Genomic DNA, 13,841 nt, shown 5'->3' on the forward strand with positions numbered 1-13,841 from the left:
GTTATACTTTGGCGTTTTTAAAAATTAAGCCCGTGTGCTGACTAAGCATAAAAATCAGACTTAGCCACGCACTTTTAGCCAATAGAAAATTATGGAGTGACTTGGTTGTGAGTACTCGTTTTATGACAACTGCCGAAATACGTGAAGCATTTTTGCGTTACTTTGAATCGCAAGGACATACACGTGTCGCGTCGAGTTCACTTGTACCCGCCAACGACCCTACTCTGCTGTTCACCAATGCAGGGATGAACCAATTCAAAGACTGTTTCTTAGGTCTTGAAAAACGTGACTATATTCGTGCAACGACTTCACAGAAGTGTGTCCGCGCAGGCGGTAAACACAACGACTTAGATAACGTTGGTTATACCGCACGTCACCATACATTCTTTGAAATGTTGGGTAACTTTTCTTTTGGTGATTATTTCAAACATGATGCAATCCGTTTTGCCTGGGACTTTTTGACTGGCGAAGAATGGTTAGCATTACCAAAAGATAAACTCTATGCCACTGTTTATCATACCGATGATGAAGCGTTTGACATCTGGAACAAAGAGATTGGTCTGGATGCAAGCCGTATCATCCGTATTGGCGATAACAAAGGCGAAAAATACGCATCAGATAACTTCTGGGCAATGGGTGATACAGGTCCTTGTGGTCCTTGTTCTGAAATTTTCTTTGACCACGGTGATCACATCTGGGGTGGCTTACCTGGCTCACCTGAAGAAGATGGCGACCGTTTCATTGAAATCTGGAACAACGTATTCATGCAGTTCAACCGTACTGCGGATGGTGTATTGCATAATCTTCCTGCCCCTTCTGTTGATACAGGTATGGGCTTAGAGCGTATTTCTGCGGTTTTACAACATGTAAATTCAAACTACGAAACTGATCTGTTCCAGCACTTGTTAAAATCTGCTGCTGAAATTATCGGTGTAGATACCACACAAGCTGTTGCAACTGCACAAGCAAACAACAGTCCTGTTGAATACCCTGCTTCACTTAAAGTGGTTGCTGACCATGCACGTTCTTGCTGCTTCCTGATTGCGGATGGTGTAAATCCGTCGAATGAAGGTCGTGGTTATGTACTGCGTCGTATTATCCGTCGTGCTGTACGTCATGGTAATAAAATGGGCGCGACTGGTACATTCTTCTACAAAATGTTGCAGCCTTTAATCGAAGTGATGGGCGAAGCTTATCCTGAGCTTGCTGAACGTCGTCAGGTGATCGAAACTGCGTTAATCCGTGAAGAAGAACAATTTGCAAAAACTTTAGAGCAAGGTTTGAAATTGCTTGAAGGTGAATTGGCGAACTTAAAAGGCAATGTGATTGCCGGCGAAACAGTATTTAAACTTTATGATACTTATGGTTTCCCTACAGATTTAACCGCTGATATTGCACGTGAACGTGATTTAACCATTGACGAAGCTGGTTTCGAAGTTGAAATGGCTGCTCAACGTCAACGTGCCCGTGATGCAGGTAAGTTTGCTGTTGATTACAACTCTATTGTCAAAGTCGATGGCGAAACTCAGTTTGATGGTTATGACTCAACCAATGGTCAAGGTCAAATTGTTGCGATCTACAAAGATGGCGAACAAGTTGATGAAGTCTTTGAAGGTGATGAAGCCCTCATCGTATTGAACCAGACGCCTTTCTATGCAGAAAGCGGTGGTCAGATCGGTGATACAGGTATTTTCAAAAACGATACGGGTATTTTCGAAGTACAAGATACTAAAAAATCGGGCGGTGCATTTGTCCATCAAGGTATCGTGACAATGGGTAGCTTAAAAGCAACTCAAGCGGTTGAAGCGATTGTAAAAGCCGATATCCGTGAAGCAACTGCACGTAACCACTCTGCAACTCACCTTTTACATGCTGCATTACGTCAAGTTTTGGGCGAACACGTACAACAAAAAGGTTCTTTGGTTGCATCTGACATTTTACGTTTTGACTTTGCCAATGACCAACCTGTGACATTTGCTCAAATTCAACAGATTGAACGTATTGTCAATGCTGAAGTGATTGCCAATACTGCTGTTTCAACTGAACTTTTAGACATCGACGCTGCCAAAGAAAAAGGCGCAATGATGCTGTTCGGTGAAAAGTATGGCGATGAAGTACGTGTTCTTTCTATGGGTACAACAAAAGATGAGAAAAACTTCTCTATCGAATTGTGTGGTGGTATCCATGTAAAACGTACAGGTGATATCGGTTTATTCAAGATCACCTCAGAAGGTGGTGTTGCTGCGGGTGTACGTCGTATCGAAGCGGTTACAGGGACTAAAGCACTTGAAACTGTACAGAAAGTTGATGCTGACATTGTTCACATCAATGATTTGTTAAAAGCGCAAAAAGATCAGACCGTTGAAAAAGTTGAAGCAACTGTTGAATCTGCACATCAATTGCAAAAACAAATTGAGCAATTGAATCAAAAACTGGCGAATTTCCAAGCATCTGAACTGATGGGTCAGGTTCAGGATATCGCTGGTCGTCAAACACTTATTGCCACTGTTCATGGTCAGGATGCGAAATCAGTTCGTCATCTTCATGACAGTGTCAAATCTAAATTGGATAATGCAGTCATCGTACTTGCAGGTGTTGACGCTGACAAAGTCAGTCTGATTGCATCTGTGGCGAAAGATTTCACTGCAAATCTAAAAGCGGGTGACATCATCAAACACTTAGCGACTGAGCTGGGTGGTAAAGGTGGTGGTAAACCTGACTTAGCACAAGGTGGCGCGCCACTAAACGAGAAGTTTGAACCAGTTATGGCAGATCTTACTGCCTGGCTTGCTCAAAAATAATAACTTCACCTTTTGTGTAAATGACTCTAATGCCAATTAGAGTCACTGCTTATATGGAACAACTATGGCATTAATCGTTCAAAAATATGGCGGTACCTCTATGGGTACTCCTGAGCGCATTTTAAATGTTGCTCGTCGTGTAAAGCGTTGGCATGATCACGGACACAAAGTTGTCGTGGTTGTATCAGCAATGAGTGGTGAAACCAACCGCTTATTGGCTTTAGCGAAAGCCATTACCGAAACCCCTGATCCTCGTGAACTGGACCAAATGGTGTCTACGGGTGAACAGGTAACGATTTCAATGTTAGCAATGGCACTCAATTCAATTGGTGTTGCAGCGAAGTCACTTACAGGTCGCCAGGTTGGGATTAAAACTGACAATTCATACACCAAAGCGCGTATTGAATCAATCGACACAGATGTAATGACTGGGCACTTAGATGCAGGTCGTGTGATTGTTGTTGCTGGTTTCCAGGGCTTTGATGCTGAAGGAAACACCACAACTTTAGGTCGTGGTGGTTCAGATACTTCAGGCGTTGCCCTTGCTGCTGCACTGAAAGCGGATGAATGTCAGATTTATACCGATGTGGACGGTGTTTATACCACTGACCCTCGTGTTGCACCAAAAGCTAAAAAAGTTGATCGCATTTCATTTGAAGAAATGCTTGAAATGGCATCGCTTGGTTCAAAAGTCCTTCAGATTCGTTCTGTAGAATTTGCAGGAAAATACCAGGTGCCTTTACGCGTATTATCAAGTTTTGATAATGACGATGATGGCGCATTCGACGAAGAATTTAAGAAAAACGTCGGAACACTAATCACCACTGAAGCGGAAGACAACATGGAAAATCCTATTATTTCAGGTATCGCATTTAACCGTGACGAAGCAAAATTAACTATTTTAGGTGTTCCTGATGAACCAGGTATTGCCTCTAAAATTTTGTCACCGATTGGTGCTGCAAATGTTGAAGTGGATATGATTATCCAGAACGTTGAAGAAGATGGTACAACTGACTTCACGTTTACGGTTAACCGTAGCGAGCTGAAAAAAGCGAAAACTATTTTAGAAACAACTGCAACAGCGATCGGCGCTCGTGAAGTTGCTACACGTGACGATATCGTTAAAGTATCAATCGTGGGTGTAGGTATGCGTTCACATGCAGGCGTTGCAAGTAAAATGTTTACTGCTCTTGCTGATGAAGGCATCAATATCCTGATGATTTCAACTTCTGAAATCAAAATCTCAGTGATTATTGAAGAAAACTACTTAGAACTTGCAGTTCGTACACTTCACACTGCTTTCGGTTTAGACCGTGAACATGGTGAATCAAGCGTTCGTGCATAATTTTTGTTGCAAATAGACAAAAATTATCATTGTCAGACAATTTTTGCAAAAGACTACAAAAATACAGAGCCACTATAGTTTTTTCTATAGTGGCTCTGCTATATTAGCTTCTGAGGTTTTTTGAAATTTATAGCATCGATATTTATGTGATATTTATCACACTTTATGCTAGAATTTCTTTGATGCCAAAGGTTGTGTGTGTTTTTTAATTTAGATCAACTGCACGTTTAGCATTTTGCAAGGAGATAAACATGCTGATTCTGACCCGACGTGTCGGAGAAACATTAATGATAGGGGATCAAGTCAGTGTTACTGTGCTTGGTGTCAAAGGTAATCAGGTTCGTATTGGTGTCAATGCTCCTAAAGAAGTATCAGTTCATCGTGAAGAAATCTACCAACGAATTCAACATGAACGCGCTATGCACGAACATTTACAACACCTCGATCAGGATTATCAGCCTTCCTTTGAAGATGATAATTTCTCACAGAATAACTTTAATCGTTAAACATTAACTGTTCTTCATATTAAAGCGGCCCTAAGGCCGCTTTAAATTTTTCCGCAATCAGATCAATCCCAGAATTTTTTTCACAGGCGCATAACTGCGTCGGTGTTCATCAATAACACCATGCTCTGCTATAGCTTCAAAGTGTACTTTAGTCGGATAACCTTTGTGCTTTGCAAACCCAAACTGTGGGTATTTCTGATCCAGCGCAACCATTTCACGGTCACGGGTCACTTTTGCAAGAATACTTGCTGCTGAAATTTCTGCATGAATTGCATCACCACCAACCACAGCATCACAGCTCATCTGTAAGCCCTGTGGGACTTTATTTCCATCGACAAGTACATGATCAGGCTGAATTTTCAGTGCCTCAACCGCACGACGCATCGCAAGCAGAGATGCCTGTAAAATATTGATTTCATCAATTTCTGTATGGGTTGCTTCTGCAATTGCCCAGGCCAGTGCTTTTTCCTGAATTTCAATAAATAACTTTTCACGTTTTTTTTCGGTCAGCTTCTTTGAATCGTTTAATCCTTCAATTGGATTATTCGGATCAAGTATCACTGCAGCTGCAACAACTGAACCGACCAATGGACCACGCCCTGCCTCATCGACACCACCAATTTTCATTTCATTTCCCAAAAAAAACAGACTGAAACTGTCAGTCTGTCTAAAATTTTTATAATACAGAATTACTGAACAGCTTCAGCAACACATGCATTGATCGTTTTAGTCACGGCATGACTGACAATAGTCGCACGAGCCTGAGGATCAAGTGCCGCAGTTGCCAGATCTACAGCAGTCACACTTTGAGGTGCTTTATCGCTGACACAGCCACAGATTTCCGACTGTACATCAGTTTTCTGAGTCTCTGTCATCAACTTTGTTGCCGTTTTCCATGCAGGTAAATTGTTCAGCTCAGTTGTACACTTGGCATTAATCGCAATTTTCAAAGCAACTGTTCCCAGCTGCTGAGTCGGAGTAGCTGCTGCATCTGTACCAGTAGTACCTGTTGATGCACACGCAGTCAAGAACATTGCAGCTGGTACAAGTAATAGAGCTAATTTATTCACTGTTTCTTCCTTTTTATAAACATGTAGGCGTATTCTGCCCAAAGAAGTAAAATTTAGAAATATGAAATTGACCAATATCAGCTATATGAACAAAAAACAACATTTCTCAGCGTTGCAAATATTCAACATATTGTTCTATTCACACCATTTTAAGCTGCCAGTCTAACCCTTAATATGAACCCAATTCTGCTATCATTTCATTTATTATGAACAATACATCCAAGTACTACACAAGAACAGCACAATGGCTTCACTGGTTAATGGCAATTATTTTCATTGTTGCCTATGTGATTGGTTTTTATAGCGGTAACTTTTTAAGTTATGAATCCGATGGCAGTTTTAAAGGTAATGTCATTACATTACATAAAAATATCGCATCAGTTTTAATTTTCCTGGTTGTGATCCGAATTTTCTGGCGTTATACCCACCCTGCTCCTGAGCTGCCTGAAACCATGTCTCCAACCATGAAAAAACTGGCACATTTTGGGCATTTAGCTTTATATCTGGTCTTGCTTGCATTGCCGATCACAGGTTGTTTATTCAGCTGGAGTGCTGGGCATCCAGTACCTGTTCTATACTTATTTGAAATACCAAAACTGGTACAGGACAATCCTGATTTAACAGCAATAGTAAAACCATTACATGCATATATCGCATGGGCAGCAGGTTTACTGTTAATCGGTCATATCGGTGCGGCATTGAAACATCACTTTATTGATAAAGACAATGTTTTAAGAAGCATGATGCGCCAGAAAGACTAAGTTTTGTTTGATACCATCCATTAAACCATGATTTTAAGCACATCAAATGATGTGCTTTTTATTGGCTTAAATTTCAAAAACCAATATTTTATAAACGGCTAATTGTTAATCCTGAACAAAAACTATTTTAAAACTTCCTGCGCACATCCTTTTAAACTGCTTACCACCGCCTGACGAATGACTTTATTTTTAGTTTCTTCATTCACTGAAGCCATGACCAGGTCTTTATTTGACACATCTTTCAATGCATTTTCACCAACACAGCCACAGATTTTTTGCTGTGCATGCTTCTGCTCAGAATCATTCCAGAATATAGATGCTGCTTTCCATATTTTCGAAGATTTCAACTCACTTTGACATTGTTGTTCGATCAATGGTTTCAACATTTTCTGGCGTATTGTGTGAGAATCTGTTTCTGCACACGCCACGGTGATTGGAACGATTGTCAGTAAAGTCAAAGCTGTTAAAAATTTCACACATCTTTCCTCAAAAAAAGCAGTGCTGAAAACACTGCTTTTTTAAAACTGTTCAGGGTAAATCTGGATTGATTTAAGCCAGAGCATCAATCTGATTGTTCCATTTTTGCTTTTCTGTATCAGCAATAAATGAAGCATCAAATGAATTCTTCGCCAGCTTCTTTAAGTCATCGTGTGTAAGATCCAAAGCTTCTGCAATCGCAATGAAGTTATCATTCATATAACCGCCAAAATACGATGGATCATCAGAATTTACCGTCACATGCACGCCTTTCTGCAATAAGCGCTGAATATTATGTTGTGCCATATCATTCACAACACATAACTTTAAATTACTGAGTGGACACACCGTTAAAGGCATTTTTTCAGCAATTAGGCGCTCCATCAACGCTGGATCTTCTTCAGAACGCACACCATGATCAATACGGTTCACTTTCAGTAAATCCAAAGCTTCCCACACATATTCAGCAGGACCTTCTTCGCCTGCATGCGCCACAATCAGGAAACCTTCTTCACGCGCTTTGGTAAATACACGTTCAAATTTAGACGGTGGATGTCCCACTTCACTTGAGTCCAACCCCACAGCAATAATCTGGTCTTTATAAGGCAAAGCTTGTTCTAAGGTTGCAAAAGCAGCCTCTTCACTCAAATGGCGCAGGAAGCACATAATCAGATGTGAACTGATACCTAATTTAGCCAGAGCATCATCACAGGCACGCTGCAAACCATTGATTACCGTTGCAAATGTCACACCACGGTCAGTATGTGTCTGAGGATCGAAGAACATTTCAGTATGAACGACCTTATCTTCTGCACATTTTTCAAAATATGCCCAGGCCAGATCATAAAAATCCTGTTCATGAATGAGTACAGCCGCCCCTGCATAATAAATATCCAGAAAAGACTGTAAATTATGAAAATTATAGGCCTGTTTTACTTCTTCCACAGACTTGTATGGAATATCGATCTGATTGCGTTGAGCAATGGCAAACATGAGTTCCGGCTCAAACGTGCCTTCAATATGTACATGCAGTTCAGCCTTAGGCAAGGCACGGATAAGCTCTGATCTATTCATGTTTCTATCCTCAAATTTCACTTCAGTTTTCAAATATTTTAAAATAAAAAAGGGCGTAAACTGAGTTTACACCCTTTTCCAGATACAGATAATCAGCCACCAAAAGCAGCAAACTTAATCACCCAGAGTACCGCAATAATCCAGACCATATATGGCACAGTTGCAGCCTTACCTGTTAAGAGTTTAACCAGTGCATAGCTGATAAAGCCCATCGCAATACCATCTGCAATAGAGTAAGTAAATGGCATGAATACAATCGTCATAAATGCTGGGACTGCTTCAGTGATATCATCCCACTCAATATTGGTGATCCCTTGCAGCATCAGCACACCCACAAATAAAAGTGCGGGTGCAGTTGCAAAACCCGGTACAGACTGAGCAAGTGGTGCCAGAAACAGACAGGCAATAAACAGAATACCGACAACAACAGCAGTTAAACCTGTACGACCACCTGCTGCAACACCTGCAGAAGATTCAATATAAGGTGTTGTTGAAGATGTACCTAAAGCCGCACCTGCAACAATTGCAGATGAATCTGCAAACAATGCCTTTTTCAGACGTGGCAATTTACCATCTTTCAGTAAACCCGCACGATGCGAAACACCAACCAGTGTCCCTGTAGAGTCAAACAGATCCACCAGGAAAAATACAAAGATCACACCGATCAGACTTGCCTCAAACAGTCCTGTGAAATCCATCTGCATAAAAGTTGGTGCAATTGAAGGAATTTCCCCAACCACGCCTTTGAACTCATTGATTCCAAGCAATGTTGAAACCGCTGTAATGGCCAGAATACTGATAATAATGGCACCACGGATTTTGTAGTGATGCATTACCACGACCATAAAGAATCCAAGTAAAGCCAGGATCACCTTAGGATCTTTCAGATCACCCAGTCCGACCAGTGTTGCAGGATTATCTACAATAATTCCTGCATTTTTCAGCGCAACCAGTGCCAGAAATAGACCAATCCCACCGCCAATAGCAAATTTAAGTGACATCGGGATGGCATTGACAATTGCTTCACGGATCTTAAACATACTGATGGCAATAAATACCAGTCCTGAAACAAAAACTGCTGCCAGTGCAACCTGCCATTCCACGCCCATTCCCATACACACAGAATAGGTAAAATAAGCATTCAGCCCCATACCGGGTGCAAGTGCAATCGGATAATTTGCCACAATACCCATGACGAAACATCCGATCGCAGCAGCAAGACAGGTTGCTACAAAAACTGCGCCATGATCCATTCCTGTTTCAGAAAGAATCAAGGGGTTTACAATGATGATGTAGCACATCGTCAGAAAGGTTGTTAAACCTGCAAGAACTTCAGTTCTGAACGTGGTCTTGTTTTCACTTAGCTTGAATAAACGTTCAAGCAAACCAGTGGATGTTGGATTAGGAGTCGTCATGACCTAGCCCCTGTTAATGAATTTCCTGTTGAAAATACTGAAAAATACAAAATGCATTCCAGTAATTCACAAATAGATAGGCAATGTGAAGGCAAAAAAATTTGCCACAGCATCATAAAACCCTGTTTAAAATCCTGAGTGATCAAGAGCATATAAACAGTCGTGTATATTCAGATATAAACAAAAAAGCTGCATAACCTTTTATGCAGCTTCAGTCCATAAAATAAATCAGGATCTCCAGACCAGAGGCCGACCTATTATTTGATTGGCAAATTATATCATACTGTTTTTTTTATTTTCAGAAATTAATCATCGGACTGACCGCAAACAGACAGAAGGAAACTCAGAGTTTTTTAGCCTCACCCATCAATGTTCCATTCGTTACGTTACTTTGCTGAGTTGAGTCAATCTGAATAATTTTACGATTAGGATTGGATTCAATCTTCTGCAATGACTGTTTTGCATCACTGATGACCTGATTCATTTCTTTTTGCTGTTTAATGACTGACTGTTGATAGGCGATATACCCGACCAGACCAACAGCAGCAATAAAACTTATCGTTAAGGCCTTGCTCATGGTTGACAGCTTATGAATAAATTAAATGCAATATAACAAAAATCCAACCATTTATGCGATGTAAGTCACATTTATTTTATCAATACATCTGTTCCTTTTATTGCTAATTTAAATCAGTCATCAATCTGTAATGAATCACTCAACTGAATTTCGCAATCCGCCTATTGAATATATTGAATCTATACCGGTCAGTATCATGATTCTCACAAATGTGAGTATTGGTAATTTATCAAGTCAGGATAAAACATAAATAGTTAAACTGCGATGCATGAATTAACCACAATTTAAAATACAAAGAATAAAAAAAATCCTATAATTTTGGGGAAAATTATAGGATTATTAAGACGGTTATTGGGGAATAACCGCAGTGCTCAAAAGAGTTTTTACTCTTCATGAACCAATAATGTGACACAAGTCGCATTATTGCAAGTATTTGTGATTTAATTTATCTTCAACTGATAGCTTTTAAGTCTTAAAAACTGAATTTTTAATTATAAATACCTCAAAAAATCTTACTTCGTTCAAAATCAATAAATAGAAAAACAGTATTATTTATTTTTTCAGTACCTTTAAATTGCACCCAATTCTTTCAAATTATCCTGTATATCATCAGCCTGAATCACATCAGAAAATCAGTTTTGATACAAAGATCGAAATGTTCCTGAAACCTTCTGACATAGCCGGTACGAGATTTCATTCTTTCCTGTATAAAGAAACAGTATGAGAAAAGAGGCTATTCCAAGCTGTGGGTTGTATTCTCGCTGCGCCCGATTCAGTTTTTCTCACATCTGACAGTTTTCAGGTTCAGTTCACGCTTATAAACAACCGGTTAAGATTTTATCAATGAAGAATTGAAAACCAGACCTCCGACCTGAAGCTACGAAAATATTTATTTGTTTTTAGAGCAGTATTTGCCTATAATGAGCCCTCGCAATTTTTGCGGCTCAATCTGTTGGCTGTTTTACAGCTGACTTCAGATTGTGACTCCTTGCTTCGTTCATTTTTGAATGGGGCTGTATAAACCGTAAGGAGCTGACAATGCGTCACTACGAAATCGTAATTCTGGTACACCCAGACCAAAGCGATCAAGTTGTGGGAATGGTAGAACGCTACATTTCTCACATCAAAGATGCTGAAGGTCAAATTCACCGTCTTGAAGACTGGGGTCGTCGCCAACTGGCTTACCCAATCAACAAAATTCACAAAGCTCACTACATTCTGATGAACATCGAATGTGGTCAGACTACGCTTGATGAACTTGAAGAACTGTTCCGTTATAACGACGCGATTCTTCGTAATGTTATCATCCGTCGTGAACACGCAATCACTGAAGAGTCTTTACTGGCTAAGAGTGCTGAAGAAAAACGCGCGCGTAAAGCTCAGCGTGAAGAAGCACAACAAGCTCAAGATTCTGTTGAAGCATAAGGAGAACATCAATGGCACGTTTTTACCGTCGTCGCAAGTTCTGCCGCTTTACAGCTGAGAACGTTACGTACATCGACTACAAAGATATCGACACTTTAAAACAGTACATCACTGAAAACGGCAAGATTGTTCCTAGCCGTATTACAGGTACTAAAGCTCGTTACCAGCGTCAGTTAGCACTTGCTATCAAACAAGCTCGCTTCCTTGCGCTGATTCCTTACACTGACAATCATAAGTGAGGTTGAGCCGTGGATATTATCTTATTACAACGCATTAAAAACCTTGGTAAATTAGGCGATAAAGTTTCAGTTAAAGCTGGTTACGGCCGTAACTTCCTTATCCCTCAAGGTAAAGCAGTTGCTGCTACTGAGTCTAACACTGCAGCTTTTGAAGCTCGCCGTGCTGAACTCGAGAAAGCTGAAGCTGAAGTTTTAGCTACTGCTCAGGCACGTGCTGACCAACTGAACGAAGTTAACATCGTAATCACTGCTAAAGCTGGTGACGAAGGTAAACTGTTCGGTTCTATCGGTACTCGCGATATCGCTGAAGCATTAACAAATGCTGGTCTTGTTGTTGACCGTGCTGAAGTTCGTTTACCGAACGGTGCACTTCGTCACACTGGCGAATTCAACATCGCAATTCAATTGCACCATGATGTTGCTGCTGAAGTTCTCGTTACTATCGTATCTGAGTAATTTTCTGCAAAAAAAAGAGCATGCTTTCGCATGCTCTTTTTTTATTTCCAGTTTTTATTTTTAATCTTTTCAGATTGTTAATTTACCCTGTTTTGCTTAAATCAGCTTATTCAACTTTCACCCCGTGCAAGAAGTTCATTTTTGGATTATGATAGGTCTCCACAGACTTACTTTTCTGTTTTATTTAAAAATCAAGGTCTTATATGTCTCAGGCTACTGCCACAGCTACAGCAAATACATTTAAAAATGATGCAAAGCCATCTGATAATGCTCAGTTGAAGGAATTTCGTACGCCTCCACATAATCTGGCTATAGAACAGGCAGTACTGGCTGCACTGATGACGGTTGCTGAATCCTATGAGCAGGTCAGCGACATACTCCAGGAAAATGATTTCTATGCGACCCGTCATAAATATATTTTCCGTGCCATAGATAAACTGGCAAAAGAAAACTCACCTTATGATGCCGTACTGGTCAATGACTGGCTGATCAAACAGAATCAGCTTGAGGCTGTAGGTGGTGAAGAATACCTGATGCAACTGATGGCAGATTCTCCATCCAGTTTTTATAACCTTGAAACCTATGCTTCTAAAATTAAAGAATTTTCAACCTTAAGAAATATGATTAAGGTCAGCACAGAAATTCTCCAGAATGCCTATGACACGAAAGGTCGTTCTGTCAGTGAAATTCTAGACCTGGCAGAAACCAATATTTTCCAGATTGCGGAACAGCACAACAACAATAAAAAAGATGCTGGCCCAAAAGCGATCAATACCGTTGTGGCTGATGTTTTTGATAAGTTGAATGAACTTTCTCAGCTCGATGGCAACATTACCGGTCTGACCACTGGTTTCACCGAACTGGACAATAAAACATCAGGCATGCAAGCCGGTGATATGATCATCGTTGCAGCCCGTCCATCCATGGGTAAAACCACATTTGCCATGAACCTGGTGGAAAGTGTCCTGTTCAACTGTAACCTGCCAGCACTCGTTTTCTCTATGGAAATGCCTGCTGACTCAATCGCCATGCGTTTGATTTCAGCCTACGGTAAAGTCCATCAGGGTCATTTACGTTCGGGTAAACTCGATGGTGATGAATGGTCCAAAGTGACGGGTACGATTCTGCAGTTACAGGAAAAGCATCTTTATATTGATGACTCATCTGCCCTGCCACCAACTGAATTACGTGCACGTGCACGGCGTGTTGCCAAACAGCATGGCGGTAAGTTGGGCTGTATCATGGTCGATTACTTACAGCTCATGAAAGTTCCTGGCATGGGTGATAACCGTGTCGGTGAGATTGGTGAAATTTCACGAAGCTTAAAGGCGCTGGCTAAAGAAATGCAGTGCCCTGTCATTGCACTGTCTCAGCTCAACCGTTCTTTGGAGAACCGTCCAAATAAACGTCCTGTTATGTCAGACTTACGTGAATCTGGTGCGATCGAGCAGGATGCCGATTTGATTATGTTTATTTACCGTGATGAGGTTTATAACAAAGAATCGAAAGAAGCAGGTACAGCAGAAATTATTATTGGTAAACAGCGTAACGGTCCAATTGGTACGGTGCGTTTAGCCTTTGAAGGTCAATATACCCGTTTCAGTAATTTATCCCCTGAATACTATGCTCAATATGAAGATGAAGAGTAAGGGATTTCTTGCTCTTTTATTTCTTAGGTGTTCTTTAGTTTATCGT

Annotated in this window: 14 protein-coding genes; 8 read left to right on the plus strand and 6 right to left on the minus strand. The window is 40.6% G+C overall.

What is annotated here, in order from left to right; translation table 11 throughout:
* The first annotated feature begins 107 nt into the window (after positions 1-107).
* The 3 genes from alaS to csrA all read left to right on the plus strand — a co-directional run bounded on the left by alaS (position 108) and on the right by csrA (position 4,652).
* Positions 108-2,801, plus strand: coding sequence for an alanine--tRNA ligase (gene alaS / locus CDG60_RS11045; protein WP_171405452.1), 2,694 nt, complete (start codon positions 108-110; stop codon positions 2,799-2,801).
* Between the two features lie 64 nt (positions 2,802-2,865).
* Positions 2,866-4,146: an aspartate kinase gene (locus CDG60_RS11050; RefSeq protein WP_087513870.1), complete on the plus strand. Its 1,281-nt coding sequence runs from the start codon at positions 2,866-2,868 to the stop codon at positions 4,144-4,146.
* Between the two features lie 251 nt (positions 4,147-4,397).
* Positions 4,398-4,652: a carbon storage regulator CsrA gene (csrA, locus tag CDG60_RS11055; protein ID WP_004989721.1), complete on the plus strand. Its 255-nt coding sequence runs from the start codon at positions 4,398-4,400 to the stop codon at positions 4,650-4,652.
* A gap of 57 nt (positions 4,653-4,709) precedes the next feature.
* Here csrA and rnhB read toward each other — a convergent pair whose 3' ends face one another.
* Positions 4,710-5,279, minus strand: a complete 570-nt coding sequence (gene rnhB / locus CDG60_RS11060; protein WP_087513869.1) for a ribonuclease HII — start codon at positions 5,277-5,279, stop codon at positions 4,710-4,712.
* 62 nt (positions 5,280-5,341) lie between these two features.
* Complete coding sequence (locus CDG60_RS11065; protein ID WP_087513893.1) at positions 5,342-5,686, minus strand: hypothetical protein; 345 nt, start codon at positions 5,684-5,686, stop codon at positions 5,342-5,344.
* 242 nt (positions 5,687-5,928) lie between these two features.
* On the opposite strand from CDG60_RS11065, the gene CDG60_RS11070 reads away from it, so the two are divergent.
* The gene (locus CDG60_RS11070; RefSeq protein WP_087513868.1) at positions 5,929-6,483 is read left to right on the plus strand and encodes a cytochrome b; all 555 of its coding nucleotides are present in this window, start codon (positions 5,929-5,931) and stop codon (positions 6,481-6,483) included.
* Between the two features lie 122 nt (positions 6,484-6,605).
* Here CDG60_RS11070 and CDG60_RS11075 read toward each other — a convergent pair whose 3' ends face one another.
* The 4 genes from CDG60_RS11075 to CDG60_RS11090 form a co-directional block, all read right to left on the minus strand.
* On the minus strand, positions 6,606-6,959 hold the full coding sequence (locus CDG60_RS11075; protein ID WP_087513867.1) for a hypothetical protein: 354 nt from the start codon (positions 6,957-6,959) through the stop codon (positions 6,606-6,608).
* Positions 6,960-7,032: 73 nt separating this feature from the next.
* Positions 7,033-8,034 carry an adenosine deaminase gene (locus CDG60_RS11080; protein ID WP_087513866.1) on the minus strand — a complete coding sequence of 334 codons (1,002 nt, stop codon included), beginning with the start codon at positions 8,032-8,034 and terminating at the stop codon, positions 7,033-7,035.
* Between the two features lie 92 nt (positions 8,035-8,126).
* A complete protein-coding gene (locus CDG60_RS11085; protein WP_087513865.1) occupies positions 8,127-9,449 on the minus strand; it encodes an NCS2 family permease in 1,323 nt (440 codons plus the stop codon).
* A 343-nt stretch (positions 9,450-9,792) separates the two neighbouring features.
* Positions 9,793-10,026, minus strand: coding sequence for a hypothetical protein (locus CDG60_RS11090; RefSeq protein WP_087513864.1), 234 nt, complete (start codon positions 10,024-10,026; stop codon positions 9,793-9,795).
* Between the two features lie 1,038 nt (positions 10,027-11,064).
* Here CDG60_RS11090 and rpsF point away from each other — a divergent pair.
* The 4 genes from rpsF to dnaB all read left to right on the plus strand — a co-directional run bounded on the left by rpsF (position 11,065) and on the right by dnaB (position 13,795).
* A complete protein-coding gene (rpsF, locus tag CDG60_RS11095) occupies positions 11,065-11,451 on the plus strand; it encodes a 30S ribosomal protein S6 (RefSeq protein ID WP_087513863.1) in 387 nt (128 codons plus the stop codon).
* Between the two features lie 11 nt (positions 11,452-11,462).
* A complete protein-coding gene (rpsR, locus tag CDG60_RS11100; protein ID WP_087513862.1) occupies positions 11,463-11,690 on the plus strand; it encodes a 30S ribosomal protein S18 in 228 nt (75 codons plus the stop codon).
* 9 nt (positions 11,691-11,699) lie between these two features.
* Positions 11,700-12,146 (plus strand): 50S ribosomal protein L9, encoded by a 447-nt coding sequence (gene rplI / locus CDG60_RS11105; protein ID WP_087513861.1) that lies wholly within the window; start codon positions 11,700-11,702, stop codon positions 12,144-12,146.
* 203 nt (positions 12,147-12,349) lie between these two features.
* Positions 12,350-13,795 (plus strand): replicative DNA helicase, encoded by a 1,446-nt coding sequence (gene dnaB, locus CDG60_RS11110; protein WP_087513860.1) that lies wholly within the window; start codon positions 12,350-12,352, stop codon positions 13,793-13,795.
* Positions 13,796-13,841: the final 46 nt, after the last annotated feature.

The sequence above is a fragment of the Acinetobacter chinensis genome (assembly GCF_002165375.2).
Classification (GTDB): domain Bacteria; phylum Pseudomonadota; class Gammaproteobacteria; order Pseudomonadales; family Moraxellaceae; genus Acinetobacter; species Acinetobacter chinensis.

Bases quoted from the DNA above. Each gene is read 5' to 3' on its own strand.
- CDG60_RS11050 (WP_087513870.1), top strand. From the start codon at position 2,866: ATGGCATTAATCGTTCAAAAATATGGCGGTACCTCTATGGGTACTCCT.
- csrA (WP_004989721.1), top strand. From the start codon at position 4,398: ATGCTGATTCTGACCCGACGTGTCGGAGAAACATTAATGATAGGGGAT.
- rnhB (WP_087513869.1), bottom strand. From the start codon at position 5,279: ATGAAAATTGGTGGTGTCGATGAGGCAGGGCGTGGTCCATTGGTCGGT.
- CDG60_RS11065 (WP_087513893.1), bottom strand. From the start codon at position 5,686: ATGTTCTTGACTGCGTGTGCATCAACAGGTACTACTGGTACAGATGCA.
- CDG60_RS11070 (WP_087513868.1), top strand. From the start codon at position 5,929: ATGAACAATACATCCAAGTACTACACAAGAACAGCACAATGGCTTCAC.
- CDG60_RS11080 (WP_087513866.1), bottom strand. From the start codon at position 8,034: ATGAATAGATCAGAGCTTATCCGTGCCTTGCCTAAGGCTGAACTGCAT.
- CDG60_RS11085 (WP_087513865.1), bottom strand. From the start codon at position 9,449: ATGACGACTCCTAATCCAACATCCACTGGTTTGCTTGAACGTTTATTC.
- CDG60_RS11090 (WP_087513864.1), bottom strand. From the start codon at position 10,026: ATGAGCAAGGCCTTAACGATAAGTTTTATTGCTGCTGTTGGTCTGGTC.
- rpsF (WP_087513863.1), top strand. From the start codon at position 11,065: ATGCGTCACTACGAAATCGTAATTCTGGTACACCCAGACCAAAGCGAT.
- rpsR (WP_087513862.1), top strand. From the start codon at position 11,463: ATGGCACGTTTTTACCGTCGTCGCAAGTTCTGCCGCTTTACAGCTGAG.
- dnaB (WP_087513860.1), top strand. From the start codon at position 12,350: ATGTCTCAGGCTACTGCCACAGCTACAGCAAATACATTTAAAAATGAT.